Source organism: Roseovarius spongiae (genome assembly GCF_003651245.1).
GTDB classification, from domain to species: Bacteria; Pseudomonadota; Alphaproteobacteria; order Rhodobacterales; family Rhodobacteraceae; genus Roseovarius; species Roseovarius spongiae.
Map to the genome: position 1 here is coordinate 147,796 of NZ_RAPE01000006.1, position 23,579 is coordinate 171,374.

At 61.1% G+C, this 23,579-nt stretch carries 22 protein-coding genes; 12 read left to right on the plus strand and 10 right to left on the minus strand.

Going from position 1 to position 23,579, the window contains the following annotated elements; genetic code table 11:
- Positions 1 to 6 precede the first annotated feature (6 nt).
- From D6850_RS17145 to D6850_RS17165, 5 genes are read right to left on the minus strand one after another with little or no spacing between them, the layout of a single operon-like run.
- Entirely contained in the window at positions 7 to 1,500 is a 1,494-nt protein-coding gene (locus D6850_RS17145; RefSeq protein ID WP_121168836.1) for an amidohydrolase family protein, read from the minus strand.
- Positions 1,469 to 2,701, minus strand: coding sequence for an ABC transporter ATP-binding protein (locus D6850_RS17150; RefSeq protein WP_121168837.1), 1,233 nt, complete (start codon positions 2,699 to 2,701; stop codon positions 1,469 to 1,471). Before D6850_RS17150 ends, D6850_RS17145 begins: the two co-directional genes overlap by 32 nt.
- Positions 2,702 to 2,705: 4 nt before the next feature.
- A complete protein-coding gene (locus D6850_RS17155) occupies positions 2,706 to 3,857 on the minus strand; it encodes an ABC transporter substrate-binding protein (RefSeq protein WP_121168838.1) in 1,152 nt (383 codons plus the stop codon).
- A gap of 29 nt (positions 3,858 to 3,886) precedes the next feature.
- Entirely contained in the window at positions 3,887 to 4,720 is an 834-nt protein-coding gene (locus D6850_RS17160; protein ID WP_121168839.1) for an ABC transporter permease, read from the minus strand.
- Entirely contained in the window at positions 4,717 to 5,499 is a 783-nt protein-coding gene (locus D6850_RS17165; protein WP_245964230.1) for an ABC transporter permease, read from the minus strand. Before D6850_RS17165 ends, D6850_RS17160 begins: the two co-directional genes overlap by 4 nt.
- A 330-nt stretch (positions 5,500 to 5,829) precedes the next feature.
- Here D6850_RS17165 and D6850_RS17170 point away from each other — a divergent pair, with 330 nt between their 5' ends.
- Positions 5,830 to 7,128: a M20/M25/M40 family metallo-hydrolase gene (locus D6850_RS17170; RefSeq protein ID WP_121168841.1), complete on the plus strand. Its 1,299-nt coding sequence runs from the start codon at positions 5,830 to 5,832 to the stop codon at positions 7,126 to 7,128.
- A 64-nt stretch (positions 7,129 to 7,192) separates the two neighbouring features.
- Here the strand turns inward: D6850_RS17170 and D6850_RS17175 are convergent, their stop codons facing one another.
- The 4 genes from D6850_RS17175 to D6850_RS19570 form a co-directional block, all read right to left on the minus strand.
- Positions 7,193 to 8,365, minus strand: coding sequence for a M24 family metallopeptidase (locus D6850_RS17175; protein WP_166434111.1), 1,173 nt, complete (start codon positions 8,363 to 8,365; stop codon positions 7,193 to 7,195).
- Positions 8,366 to 8,438: 73 nt separating this feature from the next.
- Positions 8,439 to 9,227 carry an FAD binding domain-containing protein gene (locus D6850_RS17180; protein WP_121168843.1) on the minus strand — a complete coding sequence of 263 codons (789 nt, stop codon included), beginning with the start codon at positions 9,225 to 9,227 and terminating at the stop codon, positions 8,439 to 8,441.
- A 60-nt stretch (positions 9,228 to 9,287) separates the two neighbouring features.
- Positions 9,288 to 9,773: a (2Fe-2S)-binding protein gene (locus D6850_RS17185; protein WP_121168844.1), complete on the minus strand. Its 486-nt coding sequence runs from the start codon at positions 9,771 to 9,773 to the stop codon at positions 9,288 to 9,290.
- Positions 9,774 to 9,815: 42 nt separating this feature from the next.
- Entirely contained in the window at positions 9,816 to 10,409 is a 594-nt protein-coding gene (locus D6850_RS19570) for a helix-turn-helix domain-containing protein (protein ID WP_166434112.1), read from the minus strand.
- A gap of 301 nt (positions 10,410 to 10,710) precedes the next feature.
- Here D6850_RS19570 and D6850_RS17195 point away from each other — a divergent pair, with 301 nt between their 5' ends.
- The 11 genes from D6850_RS17195 (at position 10,711) to D6850_RS17245 (ending at position 22,958) form a co-directional block, all read left to right on the plus strand.
- Entirely contained in the window at positions 10,711 to 12,324 is a 1,614-nt protein-coding gene (locus D6850_RS17195; protein WP_121168846.1) for an ABC transporter substrate-binding protein, read from the plus strand.
- A 95-nt stretch (positions 12,325 to 12,419) separates the two neighbouring features.
- Positions 12,420 to 13,394: an ABC transporter permease gene (locus D6850_RS17200; protein WP_245964231.1), complete on the plus strand. Its 975-nt coding sequence runs from the start codon at positions 12,420 to 12,422 to the stop codon at positions 13,392 to 13,394.
- Positions 13,387 to 14,229, plus strand: a complete 843-nt coding sequence (locus D6850_RS17205) for an ABC transporter permease (protein WP_121168848.1) — start codon at positions 13,387 to 13,389, stop codon at positions 14,227 to 14,229. Before D6850_RS17200 ends, D6850_RS17205 begins: the two co-directional genes overlap by 8 nt.
- Positions 14,226 to 15,227, plus strand: coding sequence for an ABC transporter ATP-binding protein (locus D6850_RS17210; RefSeq protein ID WP_121168849.1), 1,002 nt, complete (start codon positions 14,226 to 14,228; stop codon positions 15,225 to 15,227). Before D6850_RS17205 ends, D6850_RS17210 begins: the two co-directional genes overlap by 4 nt.
- The gene (locus D6850_RS17215; RefSeq protein WP_121168850.1) at positions 15,224 to 16,192 is read left to right on the plus strand and encodes an ABC transporter ATP-binding protein; all 969 of its coding nucleotides are present in this window, start codon (positions 15,224 to 15,226) and stop codon (positions 16,190 to 16,192) included. Before D6850_RS17210 ends, D6850_RS17215 begins: the two co-directional genes overlap by 4 nt.
- Positions 16,193 to 16,267: 75 nt before the next feature.
- Positions 16,268 to 16,522 (plus strand): hypothetical protein, encoded by a 255-nt coding sequence (locus tag D6850_RS17220; RefSeq protein ID WP_147438919.1) that lies wholly within the window; start codon positions 16,268 to 16,270, stop codon positions 16,520 to 16,522.
- Positions 16,523 to 16,594: 72 nt separating this feature from the next.
- A complete protein-coding gene (locus D6850_RS17225) occupies positions 16,595 to 18,994 on the plus strand; it encodes a xanthine dehydrogenase family protein molybdopterin-binding subunit (protein WP_121168852.1) in 2,400 nt (799 codons plus the stop codon).
- 42 nt (positions 18,995 to 19,036) lie between these two features.
- Complete coding sequence (locus D6850_RS17230) at positions 19,037 to 19,576, plus strand: SRPBCC family protein (protein WP_121168853.1); 540 nt, start codon at positions 19,037 to 19,039, stop codon at positions 19,574 to 19,576.
- 380 nt (positions 19,577 to 19,956) lie between these two features.
- Positions 19,957 to 20,976 carry a TRAP transporter substrate-binding protein gene (locus D6850_RS17235; protein ID WP_121168854.1) on the plus strand — a complete coding sequence of 340 codons (1,020 nt, stop codon included), beginning with the start codon at positions 19,957 to 19,959 and terminating at the stop codon, positions 20,974 to 20,976.
- Positions 20,976 to 21,596: a TRAP transporter small permease subunit gene (locus D6850_RS17240; RefSeq protein ID WP_121168855.1), complete on the plus strand. Its 621-nt coding sequence runs from the start codon at positions 20,976 to 20,978 to the stop codon at positions 21,594 to 21,596. The genes D6850_RS17235 and D6850_RS17240 overlap by 1 nt, the downstream gene beginning before the upstream one ends.
- 48 nt (positions 21,597 to 21,644) lie before the next feature.
- Positions 21,645 to 22,958, plus strand: a complete 1,314-nt coding sequence (locus D6850_RS17245; RefSeq protein ID WP_121168856.1) for a TRAP transporter large permease — start codon at positions 21,645 to 21,647, stop codon at positions 22,956 to 22,958.
- Between the two features lie 92 nt (positions 22,959 to 23,050).
- Here D6850_RS17245 and D6850_RS17250 read toward each other — a convergent pair whose 3' ends face one another.
- The gene (locus tag D6850_RS17250; protein ID WP_121168857.1) at positions 23,051 to 23,572 is read right to left on the minus strand and encodes a VOC family protein; all 522 of its coding nucleotides are present in this window, start codon (positions 23,570 to 23,572) and stop codon (positions 23,051 to 23,053) included.
- Positions 23,573 to 23,579: the final 7 nt, after the last annotated feature.

The following is a 23,579-nucleotide window of genomic DNA, read 5'->3' on the forward strand; positions in this document are numbered from 1 at the left end:
TTGCCTTCACGATTCATAGCTAGAGTAGGTCCTGGGGGCAATTTCTTCGGCCGTGCGGTTCTTACGGTCGCGGTTGGGCATGTCGCGCACGACCGCCGCCTGGATTTCAGAAACGCCTTCGGCGATTTGTTGATGGTTCATCGTTAGAACTTGACCATCACCGACGACCTGTTGCCCACCGACAAAGACGTCCTTCACCGCACGATCGCAGGCGCTGAAGATCAAACTGCGCAGCGGATCATAGAGTGGCAGCATCATCTGATGGGTCACGTCGACGACCACGATATCGGCCTTGGCGCCTTTGCTGAGCCGGCCGATATCGTCGCGCAATAGCGCCTTCGCGCCGCCCACCGTCGCCGCATCGAACACATCCGCCGTCAGCGCGGAAAACATGTGCTGTTCTGCAACGCGGCAGAGGATCGCCGCCTCCCGGATTTCCTCCAGCATGTTGTGAGGATGACAGTCCGTTCCGATCCCTAAATTTATCCCCGCCCTGCGATAGCGGCCGAAACTTTCCAGGGTGACGCCATAGCGGCTTAGCACAACCGGACAATGCGAAACCGACGCGCCGGACTCCGCCAGAATGTCGATGTCGTCCTTGGTATGCCAATGCACCCAGGAATGGTGATCGAGAACGGCCCCGTGCCCGATGATGGTGCCGGGACCAAGCAAACCTTGATCATGCGCCCATTGGATCGAGGTCTGTCCGGTGCGTTTCACCATCTCGTGGAATTCGATCACCGACATTCCCGCATGAAGGTGATACGGCCAATTCCGTTCGGTCGCGATGTCGTGGGCCTGGTGTAGCAGTTCGGGCGTACAGGCATCGACTGTCATGGGTGACATCATCGCAGACAGGCGCCCGCTGGCATGGCCATCCACCATCTCAAGCAGCTCGACCGCCGCGGCAAAATCCGCTGCGCCGCCATCTTCCGCCCAGCGGTATTCAAGGGCGTGATCGTTGGCGGCCGCTATCTTGGCGGAATCGAAAAGCGGCGAGACGAATGCACGTATGCCCGATTGGGCAACGGCATCGATCCAGCCAGGATACGGGTAGGACATGTCCACACAGGTCGTGACCCCGCTCAGCAGCATTTCGCAGATCGCGGCCCTTGTCGTCGTGCCCCTGGTTTCCGCCGGGGGCATGAAAAGACCCCATCCTTCGTAAACACCGCTGAAATAGAAGTTGGGGTTCCCCATTTCTTCGCGGACGCCCCGGAATGCCGGCATTGAGGCAGTATGCGTATGCAGGTTCACCAGCCCGGGCATCAGGCATTGACCGACAGCCGAAATTTCGCGATCGCAGTCCCCTTCATACCGGCCGGGGCCGGCAAAGACGATGCTCTCTCCGCTGAACGCGAGGTCCGAGTCGCGATAGTAGCAATGCGTGCCGCGATCGTCGTCCCAGCCGACGATCCAGTCGGCATTGCGAAAGCAAACGATTTCTTTAGTCACGATCATGCCCCTTTCAGGTGGAAAATAGGATGCGGCACGCTTCATGGGGGGCGGTCATGCCCACCGGCGCGTCAGAGTCCAGCATCTGATCGGCATCCTGGCCTATTTTGCGCCCGAACCGCGAGATGACCTTCACGCTGAGATCACCGGCGTTGACCAGGTAATGAGCATCATCGCCAAGATAGCTGGAATCGACGATCTGGCCCGAGAACTGATTGACGCCTTTCGCGGCATTGCCGTCACCACTTGTCACATCGTTCGGCGACAGGCTGATTTCAGAACTCCGGATAACGATCGTTGCCGCTTTACCCGCCTCTTTCGCCGCCGCGGTCGCGTCAGAAGTGCTGGCGTCCCCGATCAGTTCCATCCCGTTCTCGAGCCGCACCCGCAGCAGATCGCCGGACGACTCGACACCGCCGATAATGGTGCAGGGAAACACATTTGCCTGCCCTAGAAAGCCTGCCACGAACGGATTGCAGGGGCGGCGGTAAACATCCTTGGGATGGCCGACCTGTTGGATGCTGCCCTGGTTCATAACGACGATCTCGTCGGACATTGCGAGCGCCTCCTGCTGGTCATGTGTCACCAGGATGGTCGTGACCCCCAGCGCCCGCTGAATAAGCTTGATTTCGACACGCATCTCTTCGCGCAGGTTCGCGTCGAGCGCCGAGAGAGGTTCGTCCAGCAGCAGGACATCAGGTTCGAACACCACCGCCCGCGCAAGCGCGACGCGCTGTTGCTGACCGCCCGACAACTGGTTGGGATACCGATCCTCGATACCCGGCAGCCTGACGATTTCAAGCGCCCGCTTGACCTTTTCCATCGTCAGGGCCTTTGGGACCTTCCGGTGTTTCAGTCCAAAGGCGATATTCTGGCCGATGGTCTTGTGCGGGAACAGGGCGTAGTTCTGGAAAACGAGACCGATGTTCCGCTTGTGGATCGGCAGCCTGTCGACCGACCGCCCCTTGATCGTAATCGTCCCGGTTGAACAATTTTCGAGACCGGCGATCAACCGCAGCAACGTCGTCTTGCCGCATCCCGACGGGCCCAAAAGGCTTGTCAGCGTACCTTCGCGCAGAGCCAGATTGGCATCCTCGACGGCAGTAACACTACCGAACCGTTTGCTGACGCCCCTCAATTCGACGACATGATCGCCATTCGCCTCGTGAGCATGATGTCGCCGCTCGGTTCCGAGCGGCGACGTCGTGCCAGGTTGTCCCTGTTCCCGGGATGATGACGCATTCATCGTATCAAAACCCTTTTTCGATCCGGGCGTATTTGGGTTTCCAGTCCTTTTCGTGTTTCGTCCAGTAGAACGGATCAGAAAAAGCAAACTGTTCGAGGGTCCCTGTCGGATCGAAATTAGGGAACGACCTGATCTTGTCAGTCAGTTCCACCTTGGTCGGATCCACGGACGGCGGATAGAGCTGCGCCTCGGCCGTGGCGATCATGACATCCGTATCAAGGATGAAGTTGAGAAATTCCTCACAGACTTCCACCGGAGATCCCTTGAGAACAAGAAGATCTGAACACCAGCAGTAGCCTTTCGAGTAATCCACATACCCGAAATCTGGATCCCGTTCGATCAGCGATGTGGCGCGTCCAGACCAGATGTCGCTGGCATAGACTTCGCCCGATGCGAGCAGTTCGATCGACTCGGCGCCCGAGCCCCAGTATTTCTTTACCAAGCTCCGGTTTTCACGAATTTTCGCCCATACCGCATCGAGATCCTCGATGTTGTTGGGGTTCTGACCCGACTGCAGGGCCGCGACCCACATCCTGGTCTGGAAATCGTTGTGTCCGCTGATCTTGTCGGCCAGATCGGGATTGATAAGCAAACCTTCACGCTGTTCCAGCGCCTGCTCTTCGCTGATGAACTTCTTGTTGTAAGCGATCCCGGTGTTGCCGTAGCTGAATGGCAACGCCGAAAGCCCGTCTGGCGTAATGTCCCAGAAAGGCTGCATCAGCGCTGGCATGACATTTTTCGCGTTGGGAATATTGTCCAGATTCAGCTTGACCCCGAAACCGGCGTCCATCCACCGCTTGTACCAGGAGTTGCCGGCAGAGTTGATGATATTGTAGTCACCCGGCTGCCCGGCGCGCGCCTTGGCCAGCACTTCCTCTTCCAGGCCGAAGGTGCCCTCGACCACCTTGACGCCGGTGGCGTCCTCGAACGACGCGATGCCCGTCCGGCGCATGGCTTCCTGCACCACGCCGCCCCATGAATGATACTTGATCTCGTCGACCTTCTCCTTGGCGAGCGATGTGCCGGGCAGGCCGACAATACCGACGGAAAGTCCGGCCATACCAACCGACCGCAGGAATGACCGCCGGTCGATATCCCCGTCTTTGTATCGCTGCCTGAGATCCTCGAGGTAGTTCGTCGTTGGGTATCTTGTCATTTTCTTCTCCGCTGTTGATGGTCGTTGGTCTAGTTATCGGGGCCTGCGGCGGCCTGACTCGCCAGTCGGCTGCCGATTGCGCCGGCCAGAAGTGAAAGGCCGATGGTGATGCTGACCATGACTGTGCCGAGCGCGTTGATCTCCGGACTCACCGAATCCTTGAGCATGGCGAAGATCTGGGTTGGGACGGTCTCGATCCCGTTCGGCCGCCAGAAAAGCGACGCCGTGAGGTTGTCGAACGAAATGGTGAAGGCGAATAGTAGCGCCGCGACAAGTGCGGGCGCAGTCAGCGGCAGGGTGATTTCCCGAAAGACTGTCAACGCATTTGCGCCAAGGCTTGAGGCGGCTTCCTCATAAGTTCTGCCGAGCCCGGAAAGACGGGCCTGGATGACCAGGAAGGCAAAGGGCAGCGTGATCAGGACGTGCCCGATCAGCAGCAGCATGTAGGTGCGCGGCAGGCCGAGCGAACGCAACAATAGAAGCAACCCAACGGCAAGCGCGGTTTCGGGGATGAGAAGCGGCGCGATGGTCAGGCTGCTGAAGAGTTTGCGCCCCGGCACGCGATACCGCACGAGCGCCATTGCGCTCATCATCGCAACCAGAGTGCCGATCAGCGCCGTCAGGATGCCCAGCGAGGCCGACGTCAGGAATGCCCGGATGATGACCTCGTTTGCGAGCAGTTTCTCGAACCAGCGCAACGACAGCCCTTCGATCGGAAACGAGCCGAATTCCGACGAGTTGAAGGAAAGCAGGATCACCACGATGATTGGCGCGAACATGAACACGTAGACAAGAAACGTGAAGCCGTTCAGTAGGTAATCCCCCCACTGGCGCAGCTCTCTCTTGGTCGGGGTCTCGCTCATGTCAGCCCCTTCGTGAGACGTTCGAGGCCGAAATACCGGCTGTAGATCATTATGATCCCGCCCAGGATGAGCGCGAGCGCGATCGCCAGCGTCGACCCCATCGGCCAGTTCAACTGCGTCATGATGGTTTCGAAGATCAGGTTACCAAACAAGAAGTCGTCGGGTCCGCCCAGGATGATCGGCGTCACGTAGGAGCCGGCCGAGAGCACAAAGACCAGGAGCGCGCCCGTGGCGACGCCCGGCATCGACAGCGGGAGGGTGACGCTGAAGAAGGCGCCGACCGGCGTGGCCCCAAGGGTGCGCGCCACGGCAACCAGGCTGCGGTCGCTCGACTCGATGGAAACAAAGATATTGAGGATGGCGAACGGCATCAGGAAGTGGACCAATCCCATGATCACCGCGCCTTCGGTGTAGAGCATTTCGAGCGGGGCGTCGATCAATCCGATCCACATCAGGAACGTGTTGACCGCACCATGCGCCCCCAGCACATGTATCCACGACATCGTTCTGATGACGAAGCTGATCCAGAATGGCAGCAGCAGCAGCAGCATGAGCAACCAGCGATGCCGCGAGCGTGTCGTCGCGATGACATAGGCGGGCACGTAGCCGACCACCACGCAGACCACGGTGGTGATCAGGGCGACTCGCGCGGTTTTCCAGACTGCGTAGTGATAGTACGGATCCGTAAAGAACACATTCCAGTTCCGCAGCCCCAGATCAGGAGCGTCGACCCCTATGTCGACATAGAGGAACAGAGTGAACGCGCCCATGATCGTCATGGGCAAGACCATGAAACAAAACAGTATTACAAGGGATGGCGAAAGCAGGATCCACGGCTTTGCGACTTCGACCCCGCGCGATTTCGTCGAAGTTTCGGCGCGAGTCATAACATATCACCTGTTTCGTCCCTGTTGCACCGATTACCGATTATTTTTTTGTCTCTGTCAACAGAGTGAGTAAGAAAAATGAAATTTTTCATACTTTACCGATGGTTCACACGTCACAATTTGCGCATTGACCACCTGTGATTTCCTTTGCGCTTCGTTTGATGATATGTCACGATTGATAACATCATCCACTTTCTTAGCGCCTCCAGTGGATCCAGAAAGATGGACGCGGACTTGAGGTGCAGCATTGTAAGGCAGGACACCATGACATCATTGCGCCAACAGGTTCTCGACTGGATCGAAGAAGACGAACAAAAGCTGATCGGCTTTTTTCAGGACTTGGTCCGCGCAAAATCTCCCAACCCGCCCGGAGACACCCGCGAAGTGATGAGCCTGGTCTCCAAGTTCCTCGAGGAAGAAGGGCTGGCATTCGACGAGCTCACGGCGAAGGAGCACCTGCCCAACCTGGTGGCCTCGTTCGATGGTGGCGCCGAAGGCAAACACCTGGTCCTCAACGGGCATGTCGATGTCTTTCCCGTTGGCAATGAAAAGGCATGGGACCGCGATCCCTGGAGCGGCGACATTGAGGACGGCGTCATTCACGGGCGCGGCGCCGCCGACATGAAAGGTGGGACGACGGCGGCGATTTTCGCCTATCGATACCTGCACCGCCTTCGCGACAAGCTGGCCGGAAAGTTGTCCCTCATGGTGGTTTCGGACGAAGAGACGAGCGGACGATGGGGCACCGGGTATATTCTGGAGCAACTCGGCGACGCGGCGTTGGGCGATTGCCTGCTCTCGGGTGAGCCGGTCGGGGTCAAGACGATCCGGTTCGGTGAAAAGGGCATTCTGCAGTTCACGATCGAGGTTCGAACGCGCGGGGCGCACGGCCCCTATGCGCATCTCAGCCCGAGCGCGATCAACATCATGTCCGATATCATGAACGAGCTGAAAGCCGTCACCAGGGTAGAGCAGAACCTACCGCCCGAGATCGCGACCAGGCTGGCAGATCGCAAGACGCAGGCTGTGATCGACGAAACGATGGGTGAGGGAACCAACGAGGCGATCACCGCCGTGGTGCTGAACGTCGGAACCATCAAGGGTGGCTCCAAGGTCAACATGGTGGCTTCGGATTGCACGATAGAGGTCGATATCCGGATACCCTGGGGGGTCGAGCGGGACGACGTCCTCAAAATGGTGCAAGATATCGTCGACGCCCATCCAGAGGCCACGATCAGCGACATCATCGGTGGCCCCGCGCTCTACTCGGATCCCGAACATGAAATGGCAGAGCTGCTGTCTGCGAACGTCACGGCGCTTGGCTACGATGAACCGGTGCGCATTCCGATGGTTGCGGCCTCCGATTGCCGGTTCTGGCGCGAACGCGGCGTGCCCGCGCTCGTCTACGGAACCTCGCCCCGCAACGTCAGCGCCCCCAATGAATCCGCTGTGATCGAGGATTTCCTGCATGTAGTTCGGGTGCATACCCTGAGCGCGCTGGATTATCTCAGCCCGAAATGAGAGAGGCCGCAAATTCGCCGTTTGCCCCCTTCGGGGTAAACGGTGTCCAACTGCGAGGGGCGTCTTACTTGACGAAGAGCTTCGGCTCCAGATCGGTAAGGCGCTCGATGCCGGTCTCGGTCATGATCAGCGGCATACTACAACAGACACAGCCGACGCCCTCGACATAGATCGCGGGTACGAGGTGAAAGCACATGCCGGGCGCCAGGACCCGCTGGTCCTCGGGCATGATCTGCATGACGGCGGGCTCGCCCCAGCCGGGTGCGACAGCCACCCCCAGGCCGTAGGCCGCCCGCACGACGAAATTCTCGCCGTAGCCTTTCCGTTCGATCGCGCTGCGCACGACGCGGTCGGCCTCGTGCGATGTCATCCCGACGCGAATTCCCTCCAATCCGGCGTGCAGTCCGGCTTCGGACGCCTCCTGCATCCGCAGGACGGCGTCGGAGGGTTGGCCGATGGAGAAAACGCGGAAGACCGGAACATGGTAGGCCCTGTAGGCGCCCGCCATTTCCGCGTTCACGATCTCTCCTCGCCCGATCGGCGCGCCGATCCAGGAAGCGTGGGCGCAGTAGCTGCGCGACCCTGCCGAAACGAACGGCAGCATTCCCATCCGGTCACCGCCGTCGTGAATGGCGCGGGACAGCATCGCCGCCACGAGATCCGAATCCGTTACTCCCTCCTTCAGCAGATTATAACCCGCCTCGATCGCCCGGCTGGTGATTGCGCCGGCCCGGCGCATATGGTCGAGCTCGCGGTCGCTTTTCACCTGTCTTTCGTACTCGATCAGACCAGTGATATCGTGGAACGTCGCGTCGGGAAGCAACGCCGTCAGTTGTTCATATTGCGCGATGGTGAAGAACAGCGCCGCCTTTTCGATTCCGAGCCGCGCCCGATCAAATCCCATGTCCCGCAGGCTTTGGGCCAAGACCGCGATCGGATCCTCGGAGTCGGCGACGCCGATTCCCTGTTTCGCCCACATATGAGGAGCCAGCGCCCGGACGTTGCTCATCTCCGTCTTGCGCGTGATCCACAACGGATCACCCTTGAGCGGCAGCACCAGAAACATGAGCGAATGCGCGCAGCCCGTGAGGAACCCGGTCAGGTAGTAATAGTTTTGTGGCACGCAGATAAGCAGCGCATCGAGGCCGCGTTCGCGCATCTGCGCTCTGATCTTCGCAACACGCTGCTGATACTCGGCGTCAGGGAAGGGCAACGGGTTATGCAATTCGGTCTTCATGTCTTTTCCTCGCAGCCCGCAGGGATTGCGGGCATGACGTCCGGGCAATGACATCCACCCATCCGCAAAGATGCTAGCCTGCGGCGGCGACGGCTTGCGCTGTCAGAACAGCGACCAGATGTGCGCGGTAGGCTGCAGACCCGTGCAGATCCGAAATCATGCCGTCCTCAGGCACGGTAATCCCCTTGATGGCGTCGCCATGGAACCGCTGCGTAAGGGCCTCTTCGGCCTCGACCCAGCGGTAGACGCCGTCATCCGACGCACCCGTCACAGCCACTCGGACGCCGCCCGCGCGTTGTGCGACAAAGACCCCGACCAGTGCGAACCGCGAGGCAGGTTGCTCGAACTTCTGGTAGTTTGCGCGCTCGGGCACGGGAAACCGGATTTCGGTGATCAGTTCGCCTTCATCCAGCGCCGTCGTGAACATCCCCTGGAAATAGTCGTCTGCCGCGATTTCCCGCCGATCGGTCGCGATGATGGCGTCGCTCGCCAGAACGGCAGCCGGATAGCAGGCGCTGGGATCGTTGTTGGCCAGACTGCCGCCGATCGTTCCCCGGTTTCGGACGGCAGGGTCGCCTATTTGCCCTGCCAGAGCGGCCAGGGCGGGAAAGACTGCGGCAACCTCCGCGGCAACCGTGGCGTGCGCCGTCGCGCCGCCGATGCAGATCATCCCGTCAGCGGGCCTGACAAAACGCATCTCCGCGATCTCCCGCACGGATACGAGCCGCGACGGCATCGCGAGGCGTTGTTTCATCGTCGGGATCAGGGTTTGCCCACCTCCCAGCGCTTGCGCGTCCTCCTGCCTGAGCGCATCGACGGCCTCCGCAATGGTTCGGGGTCGGTCGAACTCGAAATCGTACATCTCACTTCTCTCCATCGGTCAAACGTGAAACAGCGGATTGTCTGCGTCTCTTCGGCCCTGTCACTCGGCTGCGAGCGGCGCGACCTCCTGCCCGGAGGCGGCGAGGATGGCGCGGATGATGTTGTGATACCCCGTGCAGCGGCAGAGATTCCCCGCAAGATATTCGCGAATCTCGTCGGCGTCCGGCCTGGGGTTGTCGCGCAGCAATGCCGCTGCGCTCATGACCATGCCCGGAGTGCAGTAGCCGCATTGCAGCCCGTGATGGTCCTGAAACGCCTGTTGGATCGTGTTCAGCGTCCCATCCTCGGCGGCCTGACCTTCTATGGTGGCGACATCGGCGTTCTCGGCCTCCAGGGCGAACATGGTGCAGGATTTCACGGCCTTTCCGTTCACGTGCACCACGCAGGCGCCGCATTGGCTGGTGTCGCAACCCACGTGTGTGCCGGTCAGCCCGAGGTCCTCGCGCAGAAACTCGACCAGAAGCTTGCGCCCCTCGACCTCGCCCGTCACCGGCTTGCCGTTCACGGTCATGCTTAGCTTGTTCATGTGCGCCTCTCGCTTCCTGCTATGGTGCCGTCTTTCCTGACCTCATCCGATCTCGCGCGACCGGATCACCCAGATGATCTGGGTCTCACCCTCGGCCAGATTGCGAAACGAATGGGGCTGGCTGCTATCGAACTGAAAGGCGTCACCGGCTTCAAGGTCATGATAATGATCCCCGATCATCAACTCGAATCGTCCTGAAAGGACCATGCCGCACTTTTCGCCGATACGGTGAAACGGCTCGGGCCCCGAGTTGCCCCCGGGCTCGAGCTTAAGCAGGAAAAATTCCAGTTCCGAGTTTCGTTCGGGCGACAGCAACTCCTTCGTGAGCCCGACCGCGTCGAAATCCAGCACAGGGCGCTTGTGCCGGCGCGTCACCACGTTCTGTTCGCCGGTGCGCGGCTCCGCGTCGCTGAAGAAATCCGCGAGCGGGACGCCAAGGGCGATCCGCAGCCGGTCGAGCACCTTGATGGATGGCGATGTGCGACCGCGTTCGATGTGGCTCAACATCGCGACGGAAACCTGGCTCTGCTTGGACAGTGCGCTGAGCGTCAGCCCGCGGCCGGTCCTGAGCGCGCGTATCCGGTCGCCTATGCCGCGCAAGGTCTCGGCGTTGAAATCGTCCTGTGTCTGGGTCATGGGGCGTCGTATCACTTGTAAGTAATGGTATGGCTCGATACCTGATGGTCTACCTTTATCATGTGGTGATACAGGATTTATCATCAGATTAACAATATTTTTCTTGAAATTTATATCCATATGAGAAAATAGTGAGCGACGAGGAACGTCAAAGGACTCGTTCTTGCTCTGCGATGAAGAGAAATATGCGATTTTGCTGTAATATTTAGCATCCTGGCATTGTTCTCGAGAATCGGCGGCGGATCGCGATTTCATTGATAGTGAAAATTCTCGGCTATTTGGAAAACCACAGGAGGTTGAAATGTTTACCATGAGAAGAAGGGCGCTCTGCAAGGCGGCGATTGCCGGCCTCGCGAGTGCGGCCATGCTCGCCCTACCGGTGGCGGCAGAACCCAAGCGCGGCGGCACCGTCGTGATCGCATCGACGCCCGAGCCGCCGATCCTCACCAACGCGATGAGTTCGGCCCCGGTAACCAACGAAGTGGCCACCAAGATCTTCGATGGTCTGCTCGAATATGACATGGACCTCAATCCGCAGCCGTCCCTGGCGACATCCTGGGACATCAGCGATGACGGGAAGACGGTGACGTTCAATCTGCGCGATGACGTGACCTGGCATGACGGAGAGCCGTTTACCTCGGCCGATGTCCAGTTCTCGCTGATGGAAGTGGTCAAGTCCCATCACCCGCGCGGCAAGAGCAACCTCGGCCCGCTCGAATCCATCGAAACGCCGGACGATTACACTGCCGTGTTCCATCTTGAGCATCCCTATGTGCCCCTGATGCGCGCGCTGTCCAGCCTGGAGGCGCCCATCATCCCGCGCCACATCTACGAGGGGACAGATTTCCGCAACAACCCTGCGGTCAACGATCCGATCGGCACCGGCCCGTTCAAGTTCGTCGAATGGAGGAAGGGCAGCCATATCCGGCTCGAGCGCAACGAGAATTACTGGCGAGAGGGCATGCCCTATCTGGACGGTCTCATCTTCCGCTTCATCGCCGACGCGGCGACGCGGGCCGCCGGAATCGAAAGCGGTGAGATCGATGTCGCCACGTTCGGCTCGATCAACCCTGTCGAGATGCGGCGTCTGGAAGGCCTGTCGAACATCTCCATCACGCCCGGCGGCTACGAGGCCATCACCCCGATGATGCTGCTTGAGCTGAACAACCGGCGCGCGCCGTTCGACGACAAGCGCGTGCGCCAGGCCGTCGCCTACGCGATCGATCGCCAGTTCCTGACCGACCGAATCTGGTATGGCTTCGGCAAACCTGCCGTCGGTCCGATCTCCTCGGCGCTTGAGGGAAGCGGTGTGTTCACCAAGGAGGGGGTTGTCGACTTCACGGTCGAGGACCGTCTCGACATCGCCAAAAGGCTCCTCGACGAAGCCGGCTATACCCCCGACGAAGACGGCGTCCGCTTGAAGATCGTGCATGATATCGGCCCGTTCGGCGAAGACTGGCGTCGCATGGGTGAGTATCTCAAGCAGGCGCTTTCGAAAGTCGGCATCGAGGTTGAGCTTCGCAATCGTGATTATCCGACCTTCGTGCGGATGGTGCATGGCGAGTACGATTTCGACATGACTTCTTCGTGGTATATCGGCATGGCGGATCCGACGCTTGGCGTGCAGCGCAATACCTGGTCGCAGATGATCAACCCCAAGGTGCCCTATGGGAACGCTTCCGGCTACAGCAGTCCCGAAGCCGACGCCCTGTGGGAAGCAGCGCAAACCGAGGCCGATCCTGAAAAGCGGAACGAGATTTTCCACAACCTCCAACGCCAGCTGGTCGAGGACAGCCCCCTGATCTGGTTGATGGAGATGGACCTCGTGGCGGTGAACAACGACCGGGTGCAGAACCTGATCACGTCGCCGCTCGGAATTCGCGATGGCGTCTACGATATGTGGGTCTCCGAATAACCACGCACTGCAGCACCGGCCATCAGTCATTGGCCGGTGCTGCGCTGGAATAACAATGAAGGGACGGGATGATGTGGGGCGCACGGATCAGATATGTGTTTAGCCGTGTCTTGCACGGTCTGCCGATCATCTTCGCGATCGTGGTCGTGAACTTCTTTCTCGTCCGGCTCGCGCCGGGTGATGCGGCGCAGGTGCTTGCGGGTGAGTCCGGCGCCGCGACCGAGGAATACATGCGCCAGATTCGGCAACAGTTCGGATTGGACCAGCCGCTTTACGTCCAATTCTTGAGCTACATGAAGAATTTGGTGTTCTTCGACCTGGGCTACTCCTTCCGCCATGGCCGCGAAGTTTCGGCGCTGATTGTCGAACGTCTTGGCGCCACTGCCCTGCTGATGGGGGCGTCGATGGTGCTGTCGGTCGGGTTCGGAATACTTCTCGGGGCCATCGCCGCGATCCGGGACGGCACGTTCCTGAGCAACATGATCATGATCCTCGCGATCGTCTCTTACGCGACGCCGCTGTTCTGGGTCGGCCTGATGTTGATCATCGTCTTTTCGCTGAACCTCGGGTGGTTCCCGACCAGCGGGATGGCGACGATCGGCGCACCTATGGGTTTCTGGGACAGCGCGGTGGATGTCGCGCATCACCTGGTGCTGCCGGCGCTGTCGCTGTCGTTCTTCTATATGGCGCTCTACACGCGCCTCATGCGCGCCTCGATGCTCGAGACGCTGGGCCAGGATTTCATCAAGACCGCCCGAGCCAAGGGAATCAGCGAAGGCCGGATCGTGCAGAAACACGCCTTGCGCAACGCGATCATGCCTGTCCTGACGATGGCCGGGGTGCAGGTCTCGGCGATGCTGGGTGGATCGGTGATCATCGAATCCGTCTTTGGCTGGCCCGGGCTCGGCCTGTTGGCATTCGAATCCCTTTTCGCACGCGATCTCAATCTATTGCTGGGGATTTTCTTTCTTAGTTCCATCCTGGTGGTGATCACCAATGCCATCGTCGACGTGATCTACACGATGGTCGACCCGCGAATTCAACTGAGGAGCAAGACGCGCAATGGCTGATTTGCTGAGCAAGAATTCGGTGCCGCGGAAGATCCTCACGAACGTGTCGGGCGTGATCAGCCTGGTTATCCTCGGTATCATCGTCATTTTGGCGATCTTCGCGCCGGTGATCTATCCCGACGGACCGTTTGAAATGGTCGGCAATCCCTTCATGCCGCCCTTCGGCGAGTTCATTTTCGGCACCGATATGCTGGGCCGCGACATCGCCGCGGGCATCGCATATGGCGCGCGGATTTCGCTGCTGGTCGGGCTGGTCGCCACCTTTATCATCGTCCTGCTGGGGACGGTGATCGGGGGGCTAGCGGGCTACTACGGCGGCTGGGTGGATACCCTGATGATGCGCGTGACTGAATTCTTCCAGACCATTCCCACCTTCATCGGTGCGATCGTCATCGTCGCCATTCTCGGGCCGACCCTGCCGAACGTTATCGGTGCGATCGCCATCGTGTCCTGGGCGCCGCTCGCGCGGTTGGTGCGCGCCGAAGTCAAGAAAACGGTGAACCTAGAATATATCGAAGCCTGCGTCGCCCTTGGGATGAGCGATATCAGGATCCTGATCGTGCAGGTCCTCCCCAACGTCCTGTCGACCGTAGTGGTCGCGGGATCGCTGATGGTGGCGACCGCTATCCTGTTCGAATCCGGCCTGTCCTTTCTCGGGCTGGGTGATCCCAATATCATGACATGGGGCTTCATGGTCGGTGCAGGCCGGGCCGCGATCCGCACGGCGTGGTGGATGGTCACCATTCCCGGCCTCGCCATCCTGTTCACCGTGCTGGCGATCAACCTGCTTGGTGACGCCTTCAACGAAGCACTCAATCCGAGGTCCAAGCGATGACGACAAATTCGAGTGTCCTCTCCGTCAGGGGTCTGCGCACGGAATTCCTTGCGTCCGACAAGACCTGGTTCCCGGTCGTCAACGGCGTCGATCTGGAGGTCGCACCGGGAGAAACGCTGGCGGTAGTCGGGGAATCCGGCTGCGGCAAGAGCATGTTGGCCCATTCGGTCCTGCGACTGCTGCCCAAGAAGATCTCGCGCCTGAGAGACGGCCAGGTCCTGTTGGGAGACCAGGATCTGACCGCACTTTCAGATGTGAAAATGCGCCAGGTTCGCGGGAACGACATTTCAATGGTCTTCCAGGAGCCGATGACGAGCCTCAATCCGCTGATGACCGTCGGAGATCAGATCGCCGAGAGCATCCTCGAGCATGAGGATATCAGCATCGCCGACGCGAAACGGCGCAGCGTCGAACTGATGGACCTCGTCGGGATATCCGAACCGGCGGTGCGCGCGCATCACTACCCTTTCCAACTGTCCGGCGGATTGCGGCAGCGGATCGTGATCGCCATCGCGCTGGCGTGCAGGCCCAAGGTGCTGATCGCGGACGAACCGACTACGGCGCTGGACGTGACCATACAAGCGCAGGTGCTCAGGCTGATCGACGATCTCAAGACCGAGATCGGCATGGGGGTCATTCTGATCACCCATGACCTCGGGGTGGTCGCGGAATGGGCGCAGCGCGTGATGATCATGTATGCCGGGCGCAAGGTCGAGGAGGCCGATGCCGAGACGTTCTTCCAAGGGCCGGCACACCCCTACAGCCGTGCGCTCTTGGGCAGCGTTCCCCGGCCGGACGCCCAGATCGACAGCGGCGAGTTCGCACCGCTGGTCGAAATCCCAGGCACCGTGCCGCCGCTGGACAAGCTGGGGCCGGGTTGCGCCTTTGCGGACCGCTGCGTTTACCGGACCGCGGACTGCACGCAGGCGGTGCCCGACTTTGTCAAGGTCGCGCCCGGTCGAGGTGTCGCCTGTATCAATGCAGGAGACCTGTCATGACCGACGACGTTCTGATCGAGGCCCGCGACCTGACCAAACTGCATCATACGGCGGGCGGCGTGGTGCGCGCTGTCGACGGGATCGATCTGAGCATCCGGCGCGGCGAAACGCTGGGGCTGGTCGGGGAATCGGGCTGTGGCAAATCCACGTTGGGGCGGACATTGATCCGCCTCCATGAACCCGATGAGGGCAGCATCCGCTACGGCGAAAGGGACATCGCACATCTCAATCGCAAGGAATTGCGCCCGCTGCGGGGCGACCTTCAGATGGTGTTTCAGGATCCGTTCGCCTCGCTCAACCCGCGCCGCTCGATCCGCCAGATCCTGACCGAGCCGTTCTCGGTCCATGGTATCGGGACCCGCAAGGAGCGGCGGCAGATCGTGGATGATCTGATTGAGAAGGTCGGCCTGCACAGCGATTTCGCGGAACGCTACCCGCATGAAATCTCGGGCGGGCAGCGCCAGAGGATCGCCATCGCCCGCGCCATAGCGCTGGATCCGAATGTCGTGGTCTGCGATGAGCCGGTTTCGGCGCTCGATGTTTCGGTCCAGGCGCAGATCATCAACCTGATGCGCCGCCTCCAGACCAGCAGCGGCGCCGCTTACCTGTTCATTTCGCATGATCTTTCGGTCATCGGATACATGGCGGACCGGATCGCGGTCATGTATCTCGGCGAAATCGTCGAGGACGCACCGAAGGCCGCGCTGTGGAAAGAGCCGCTGCATCCCTATACGCAGGCCCTGTTTTCAGCGATTGCCCAACCCGATCCGCCCAGCGTTCCACGGCGCAAGAGGGTGCCCATCGAGGGTGATATTCCCAGCGCCATCAATCCCCCGTCGGGGTGCCGGTTCCGGTCGCGCTGCCCCTTCGCGATGCCGATTTGCGCCGAGCAGAAACCCGCCCTCAAGGAACCCGCGGGGCGCGCCGGAACGCGCGTTTCATGCCATCTGGTCAACAGCCCCTGACCGGACCGGCCCCGACATCGGCGCCGACATCAGACAACCAAAATCGATGCACTACCAACAATGAAGGAACACATCATGAAATACATCGTCGCACGTATCCGGCCCAGACATGTTCACCTCGGCTATGACGAGCAGGGTGAGCTTCGCACGAAGAAGTTCGAACCGCGCGAGTTCGTGGAGAAAGTGATCAAGATCGACCGTATCTTGTCCTTTACCGAGGATCATATATTCATTGCCTGCCCGCATGAGACGGTACAGGTCTGGGACTACGAAGGGGATCTTTCGCAGTTCAAGGAACAACTGCGTGCAGAGAACCTGCTGATCGAGTGATGAGCGCCCGGAATTCCGCAGGGAAGCCCGTTCATCCGAGGTCCGCATAACCATGTCGAGGGAACCTGCCAGATGGAACAGTTTAAGAGTGATGCCTTTTCGATTGGCAAGTCTGTCAAGCGGCGCGAGGATGAACGCTTCCTGAAAGGCAAGGGGCGGTATGTCGCCGATTTCGGTGAAGCCGGGGATCTCCGGGCAATTTTCGTGCGCAGCCCCTATGCCCACGCCAGGATCACGTCGGTCGACACATCGGCCGCCGTAGCGATGCCGGGGGTGCATGCAGTCTATGTCGGGCGCGACTTGCAGGAGAGCGGCGTCGGATCGATCGGTTGCGGCTGGTTACTGCATAGCAAGGACGGCAGCCCGATGGCGGAGCCGCCGCATTTCCCGCTCTGCATCGATACGGTACGGCATGTCGGCGACCCCGTGGCGGTCGTCATCGCCGACAGCACCGCGCTTGCGAAGGATGCCGCAGAGGCCGTCGACATAGACTACGAGGAGCTCGACGCGATCGTCGACACCGCCGCCGCACCATCCGATACCGCGCCGCAGGTCTGGCCTGAGGCAGCGCGGAACACCTGTGCGGACTGGGAAATCGGGAATTCCGAAGCCACCCGCGCCACCCTGGATGCTGCGCCTCACGTCGTCGAGATCGAGATCGTCAACAATCGCCTGGTCGCCAACCCGATGGAACCTCGGGCCGCGCGCGCCTTCCGCGACAAATCCAGCGGTCGCTATACGCTCTACACCACGAGCCAAAACCCCCATACCATCAAGAACGCGCTGTGCGGCGGCGTGCTCGATATTCCCGAACACGATCTCCGGGTCATATCGCCGGACGTGGGAGGCGGCTTCGGAACCAAGATCTTCCTCTATCCCGAAGAAGTGGTCGTGACATGGGCCGCAAGGCACCATGACCGACCGATCCGCTGGACGAGCGACCGCTCCGAAGGGTTCATGACAGACGCGCAGGGACGGGACCATGTCAGCAAGGCCAGGCTGGCGCTGGATGATGATGGTCTGTTCAAAGGCTTGTGGGTGGATACGATCGCGAATGTCGGCGCCTATCTGTCCCAAGGCGCCACGGCGATCCCGACATTCTACTACGCTCCGTTGCTGTCGGGCGTCTACCGTATCCCCGAAATCTACTGCAACGTCCGCGTGGTCTTCACCAATACCACCCCGGTCGACGCCTATCGCGGGGCGGGGCGCCCCGAGGCCAGCTATCTGCTGGAACGTCTGGTCGACAAGGCCGCCCACCACCTCGGCATGGACCGCGCGGAAATCCGGCGCCGCAATTTCATTCCGCCCGATGCCTTCCCCTATGAAACCCCGGTGGGGCTGACCTATGATGTCGGGGACCACCATGCGACGCTCGATATCGCGCTGGAGAAGATCGACTATACTGGCTTTGAGGAACGCCGCAGGATATCCGCAGAGAACGGCAAGCTGCGCGGTCTGGGCCTGTCCACTTATGTCGAGGTTGCGGGGGGTGTTCCCTCTCGCATCAGCGCGCAACTCGGCGCGCGCGGGGCGCGGTTCGAGGCGGTCGAGGTCCGGGTGTCGGCCAAGGGGCAAGTCACGATACTCTGCGGCACCCATAGCCACGGTCAGAGCCATGAGACGACCTTTCCGCAACTGGTCTGCGACAAGCTGGGCATCGCCTATGACAAGGTGGCTTTCGTTCAGGGCGACACGGATCGCGTGCATTACGGGCGCGGCACCGCTGCGTCACGTTCGTTGGTCATCGGCGGCACGGCGATCGTCAAGGCGCTGGACAAGATCATCGAAAAGGGAAAATCCATCCTCGCCTACAGCCTTGATGTCAACCGCAATGACATAGAATTCCACGACGGCGTTTTCTCCGTCGCGGGCACTAATCAGGTCGTTCCCTTCGACGAGTTGTGTGGCAAGGCATATCTGGCGGCCGATTTCCCGACCGACGAGATCGAACCGGGACTGACGGCAACGGCCTATTACGATCCGGAAAACTGGACCTATCCCGGCGGCTGCCACATCTGCGAACTTGAGATCGACCCGGACCTGGGCACTGTGCAGATTCTGCGCGTGGTGGCGGTGGACGATGTCGGGCGCGTCATCAATCCAATGGTCGTGCACGGTCAGTTGCACGGCGGGCTGGCGCAGGGGATCGGCCAGGCGCTGCTTGAATCCACGCGCTACGATAATGAAACGGGCCAGTTGCTCAGCGCGTCCTTCATGGATTACGCCATGCCGCGCGCCGCCGACATGCCGATTTTCGAGGTTTCGACCCACGAAACGCTCTGCACGCATAATCCGTTGGGGTCGAAAGGATGCGCCGAGGTCGGCTCGGTCGGCGTTCCGCCAGCAATCATCAATGCGGTCATAGACGCGTTGCGGCCCGTTGGCGTCGACAGCATCGACATGCCGGCAACACCTGACAGGATCTGGAGCGCCATCAACGCGGCAAGGGCGACACCCCGCACATCCTGACCGACGATCACGCCTTTCCCTTCTCCCAGAGGACTTCATGCCATGCAGATGAGCGATACTCGTGAAATCCAGGCCGCCCCGGCCATCGTCTATGCCGCGATCCAGGATCCCGAGACGCTGAAGGCCTGTATCGCGGGCGCCACCGAGGTCACCGGCACTCCGCAGGACGGGTATACCGCGACGGTGGTTCAGAAGGTCGGGCCGGTCAAGGCCACATTCACGGGGCATGTGACCATGTCCGATATGGTCGAGAACAGATCGATGACCCTGGCCGGCGAGGGCAAGGGCGGTGTCGCCGGTTTCGCCAAGGGCGCAGCAAATGTGGTGCTCGACCCAAGCCCCGAGGGCGGCACGCTTCTAAGTTACGAGGTCGAAGCCAAGGTTGGCGGCAAACTGGCGCAACTTGGGAACCGCCTGATCGAAGGATTCGCCAAGAAAATGGCGGATCAGTTCTTCGCCCGCCTGAAGGACGGGCTGGAAAATGGCTCGGACGTGTCCAATCCACCAGAGGCGCCGGGCGGCGAAAGCTCCGGGGCTGCGCAGAAGAAGACGTGGCTGAAAGGTTTGCGAGGGCAAAGCTGAGCCACCTCGATTTGCTCCTCGCAAACCCGCGATATTGAGCCGGTTCAGCCCCACAGCATCGTGGCCTATCCATGAAGACGCCCGGGGGTTCACCGGTCGATCAGCCTTGTCAGACGACGTCTCGCAGCCTTGGCGTCGCGCACGTCCCCGTCCCGGGCGACCCCGGCATCGGGATGCAGCCTCTGCGTTGCCGGCGGCTGTCGAATACGACCGTCTTTCGCGCCCGCATCGGACGCCGATAAGCGCTTGCATCGTCCGCAAAATCTGCGCTAACCTCGGGGCCGCCCGTCGCTTCGGTGCGGGAAAAGATGGAGGAGTCGAACAACCGCAGGATGAATGCGGGTGTCGGCCGGTCTTCCGAACAGTGGAGGAGATTTCACATGCTCAACGGATTTCTGTCCCGTCGCGCGGCGCTCGCGGCGATGACTGGGGCGGCGCTCGGCCTGGCGAGCGCGGCGACCGCGGACACCACGCGGCTGCGCATGCACACCTATTACGGAACCGAGATCGACGATATCGCCAAGAAGCTCCGCGATACGGTCAAGGAGAAGTCGAACGGCGAATTGCGCATCCAGTATTTCCGCGGCGGCGAACTGGTCCCCACCGATCAGTTGCTCGACGCGGTCAAGTCCGGCACCGTGGACATCGTGCACGGCACCGGCGGCTACTGGTCGGGCCAGGTGGACATTGGCAACATCGACGCGGGGCTGCCGGGGTTCTGGACCAGCGTGGAAGAGGCCAAGGAGCTGTTCGGCAAGGAAGAGGTCCAGCAGATCCTGACCGACGCCTACAGCGACGCCGGCGCGCATTTCATCCAGAAGGGCTATGGCCACGACTACGACCTGCTGACCAAGGAGCCGGTGAATTCGCTCGAGGATCTCAAGACGCGCAAGATCCGCGCCACTTCCGCCGTGGCGAAAGTGCTTGAGAAATTCGACATCCCCACCGTCTTCCTGCCCGCGCAGGAGCTCTATATCGGTCTCTCGACAGGGGTGATCGACGGCGCCATCTACGGCGGCCCGGTGGAGTACGAGCAGCTCAAGCTGAACGAGACGGCGAAATACTACACCTATCTCAACGTCCTGATGCCGGGCTGGACCGACAGCTACCTCGCGAACAAGGACACCTGGGCCGAGCTGTCCGACGAGCACAAGAAGATCCTCGAGGACGCGCTCGCGGTCTATGCGCAGGATATCTACGACTGGCTGGACGAGAACAACGCCGCCGTCGCCGAGAAGGGTGACGTGTTCGAGTTCTCCGAACTGCCGGCCGAGGATTCCAAGGCGATGACCAGGGCCGCCAAGGACGTGGTCTGGTCCGAGGAGGCCGCCCGTTCGGACCGCGCCAAGAGGCTCATCGAGATCATCGAGGAGAACGCGAAGGCCCAGGGCCGCCTCTGATGGCGGCGGTCACGCGCTACCTGAAGCTACAGGATGGTCTGTCCGACCTTGTCGGGCAGATCATCATGTGGCTTTCGCTGGGGATGATCGGGATCCTGATGATCGAGATCGTCGCCCGCTATTTTCTCAACTCGCCGACCATATGGGCGCACGAGACCAGCACCATGCTCTACGGCGCGTTCTGCATGCTGGCCGGAACCTACACGCTGCGCCATCGCGGCCATGTCCGCAGCGAGGTGATCTGGGGCGCGCTGCCCAAGCGCGGCCAGGCCTTTTGCGACACCATCATCTTTTCGGTCGGGCTGATCGTGCTGGCGATTTTCTTCAAGATGGCCTTCGATTTCGCCGCCCAGAGCTGGGCGGTGCGCGAATATTCCAACAAGAGCGTCTGGCAGCCCGCCGTCTATCCGATCAAGACCGTCATACCGGTCGCCGTGGGCCTCGTGCTGTTGCAGAACATCGCGGAGCTGCTGCGGGCCGCGCTCACCCTGCTGGGCGTCGATTTCGACGATCCGCGCACGGGCGAAAGCGCCTCGGACATCGATCCCGAGCTGCTGCCGGAATTGCTCGACGCGGATGCCGAAGAGATGGTGGGCGACGATCATCCGCCGCAACGCTGAGCCGGGCTGCAGACCCCGGAGCCGGATCCAAGACAGGGAAACACCCAGATGCAAGACCTCGATCCGCTGACCATCACCAGCATCATGTTCCTGTCGATGCTGGCGCTGATGGCGCTTGGCGCGCCGCTGGCCTGGGCGCTGCTGATCAGCGGCATGGGCAGCGCCTACATGATCTTCGGCCATGGCGGGCTGGACCTGCTGATCTCCGCCACCTACGGCGCGATGGACAATTTCCTGCTGGTGGCGCTGCCTATGTTCATTTTCATGGGGCTGGTGCTGCAACGCTCGGGCATCACCGACGACCTGTTCGAGATGATCCACAAGCTGATGGGCCGCCTGCCCGGGGGGCTGGGCATCGGAACGGTGGTGATCTGCGCGCTCATCGCCGCCATGGCCGGCGTTTCGGGCGCCGCTACCGTGAGTCTCGGCATCATCGCCCTGCCCGCCATGCTGAAACGCGGCTACGACAAGCGTCTGGTGACAGGGACGATCATGGCCGGCGGGGCGCTCGGGTTTCTCATCCCGCCCAGCGTGCTGATGATCATCTACGCCTTCCTGTCGCGCGATTCGGTGGGCAAGCTGTTCGCCGCGGGGCTGATGCCGGGGCTTATGCTGGCGGGGATCTACATCTGCTACATCCTGATCCGCTGCCGCATCGATCCGCGCCTCGGTCCGCCCGCCGAGGAACAGTTCAGCGCGGTCGAGAAGATCAAGTCGCTGCGCTTCCTGATCGCGCCGGGCCTGCTGATCGTGACGGTGCTGGGCTGCATCATCGGCGGCGTCACCTCGCCCTCCGAGGCGTCCGCCATCGGCGCCTTCGGCGCGCTGCTGATCGCCGGGCTGCAGCGCCGGCTCAGTTGGGACATGCTGCGCTATGTGATGCTATCCACCGCCAAGCTGATGGGAATGCTGATGTGGATCACCATCGCCGCGGTTTTCTTTTCCAAGATCTATGTCGGCGTCGGCGCCGGCATGGTCGTGGGCGAGTTGATCGAGGATTTCGAGCTGTCGCCCAACACCGTGGTGATCGCCATGCTGGTCACCTATTTCGTACTCGGCATGTTCCTCGACGACTTCGCCATCGTCTTCATCACCGTGCCGCTCTACGTGCCGATCATCACCGAGCTGGGATTCGATTCGACGTGGTTCGCGGTGCTGTTCATCCTCAGCATGCAGTCGGCCTATCTGACGCCGCCCTTCGGCTACAACCTGTTCTACATGCGATCGGTGGTGCCGCCGGACATCACCATGAACGACATCTACTGGGCGGCGATCCCGTTTGTCGCGCTGCAAATCCTCGGGCTAACGCTGGTGTTCCTCTTCCCGCAGATCGCGCTGTGGCTGCCGAGCCTGCTGTTCTGAGCGCCGCCACGCGCCTGCATTGACGCGAAACGAAATCGGCGCCCCCGGGTCATCCCGGAGGCGCCGCGATACGGCCCCGGCAAGGAGGCGGATCAGCCCCGTTCGGCGGCGATCGGCTCGTCCGAAGGGATTACAGGTTCATTCAGCGGGGCCGGATCGGCGGGGAAGCCCGCCGCCTCGAGCGCGCGCGCGGCGCGTTCCTGGGGGGTGACCCGGGCCACGCGCTGCGCCAGGCTCCAGCGGACGCCCATAGGGTCGATCAGGATCCCCATGCGGTCGCCCCAATAGGTTTCGTGCGGCGGCTGCATCACGATGAAGCCGGCCTTCACGGCGCTGTCCCATGCGGCCTCGAAATCCTCGACATAATGATGCAGGCCGATCTGGCCGGGGTCAGGCATGTCGCCCTGCCCCAGCGTCAGGGCGGAATTGCCGATGCGCAGATGCGCGAACGCCACGCGGTCGGCGCCCGGCGCGGTTTCCACGGCCACCTCGACAGCGCCGAATGCGCGCTGGTAGAGAGCCGCGGCGGCGCTTACGTCAGCCACCAGCACATGCGGGGTCAGCGAGCGGAAGCCGCGCGGGATCGGCGCGACCTTCTGGGTCTTCGTCGTCATGAGATCA

Excerpts from the sequence above, each read along its gene's own strand:
- D6850_RS17165 (WP_245964230.1), bottom strand. The coding sequence starts at position 5,499 with ATGACGATCATGGGCGCGTTCACTCTGTTCCTCTATGTCGACATAGGG.
- D6850_RS17185 (WP_121168844.1), bottom strand. The coding sequence starts at position 9,773 with ATGAACAAGCTAAGCATGACCGTGAACGGCAAGCCGGTGACGGGCGAG.
- D6850_RS17195 (WP_121168846.1), top strand. The coding sequence starts at position 10,711 with ATGTTTACCATGAGAAGAAGGGCGCTCTGCAAGGCGGCGATTGCCGGC.
- D6850_RS17230 (WP_121168853.1), top strand. The coding sequence starts at position 19,037 with ATGCAGATGAGCGATACTCGTGAAATCCAGGCCGCCCCGGCCATCGTC.
- D6850_RS17150 (WP_121168837.1), bottom strand. The coding sequence starts at position 2,701 with ATGAATGCGTCATCATCCCGGGAACAGGGACAACCTGGCACGACGTCG.
- D6850_RS17215 (WP_121168850.1), top strand. The coding sequence starts at position 15,224 with ATGACCGACGACGTTCTGATCGAGGCCCGCGACCTGACCAAACTGCAT.
- D6850_RS17210 (WP_121168849.1), top strand. The coding sequence starts at position 14,226 with ATGACGACAAATTCGAGTGTCCTCTCCGTCAGGGGTCTGCGCACGGAA.
- D6850_RS17235 (WP_121168854.1), top strand. The coding sequence starts at position 19,957 with ATGCTCAACGGATTTCTGTCCCGTCGCGCGGCGCTCGCGGCGATGACT.
- D6850_RS17180 (WP_121168843.1), bottom strand. The coding sequence starts at position 9,227 with ATGTACGATTTCGAGTTCGACCGACCCCGAACCATTGCGGAGGCCGTC.
- D6850_RS17245 (WP_121168856.1), top strand. The coding sequence starts at position 21,645 with ATGCAAGACCTCGATCCGCTGACCATCACCAGCATCATGTTCCTGTCG.
- D6850_RS17145 (WP_121168836.1), bottom strand. The coding sequence starts at position 1,500 with ATGAAGCGTGCCGCATCCTATTTTCCACCTGAAAGGGGCATGATCGTG.
- D6850_RS19570 (WP_166434112.1), bottom strand. The coding sequence starts at position 10,409 with ATGACCCAGACACAGGACGATTTCAACGCCGAGACCTTGCGCGGCATA.
- D6850_RS17205 (WP_121168848.1), top strand. The coding sequence starts at position 13,387 with ATGGCTGATTTGCTGAGCAAGAATTCGGTGCCGCGGAAGATCCTCACG.
- D6850_RS17240 (WP_121168855.1), top strand. The coding sequence starts at position 20,976 with ATGGCGGCGGTCACGCGCTACCTGAAGCTACAGGATGGTCTGTCCGAC.
- D6850_RS17175 (WP_166434111.1), bottom strand. The coding sequence starts at position 8,365 with ATGAAGACCGAATTGCATAACCCGTTGCCCTTCCCTGACGCCGAGTAT.
- D6850_RS17170 (WP_121168841.1), top strand. The coding sequence starts at position 5,830 with ATGGACGCGGACTTGAGGTGCAGCATTGTAAGGCAGGACACCATGACA.
- D6850_RS17225 (WP_121168852.1), top strand. The coding sequence starts at position 16,595 with ATGGAACAGTTTAAGAGTGATGCCTTTTCGATTGGCAAGTCTGTCAAG.
- D6850_RS17160 (WP_121168839.1), bottom strand. The coding sequence starts at position 4,720 with ATGAGCGAGACCCCGACCAAGAGAGAGCTGCGCCAGTGGGGGGATTAC.
- D6850_RS17250 (WP_121168857.1), bottom strand. The coding sequence starts at position 23,572 with ATGACGACGAAGACCCAGAAGGTCGCGCCGATCCCGCGCGGCTTCCGC.
- D6850_RS17155 (WP_121168838.1), bottom strand. The coding sequence starts at position 3,857 with ATGACAAGATACCCAACGACGAACTACCTCGAGGATCTCAGGCAGCGA.
- D6850_RS17220 (WP_147438919.1), top strand. The coding sequence starts at position 16,268 with ATGAAATACATCGTCGCACGTATCCGGCCCAGACATGTTCACCTCGGC.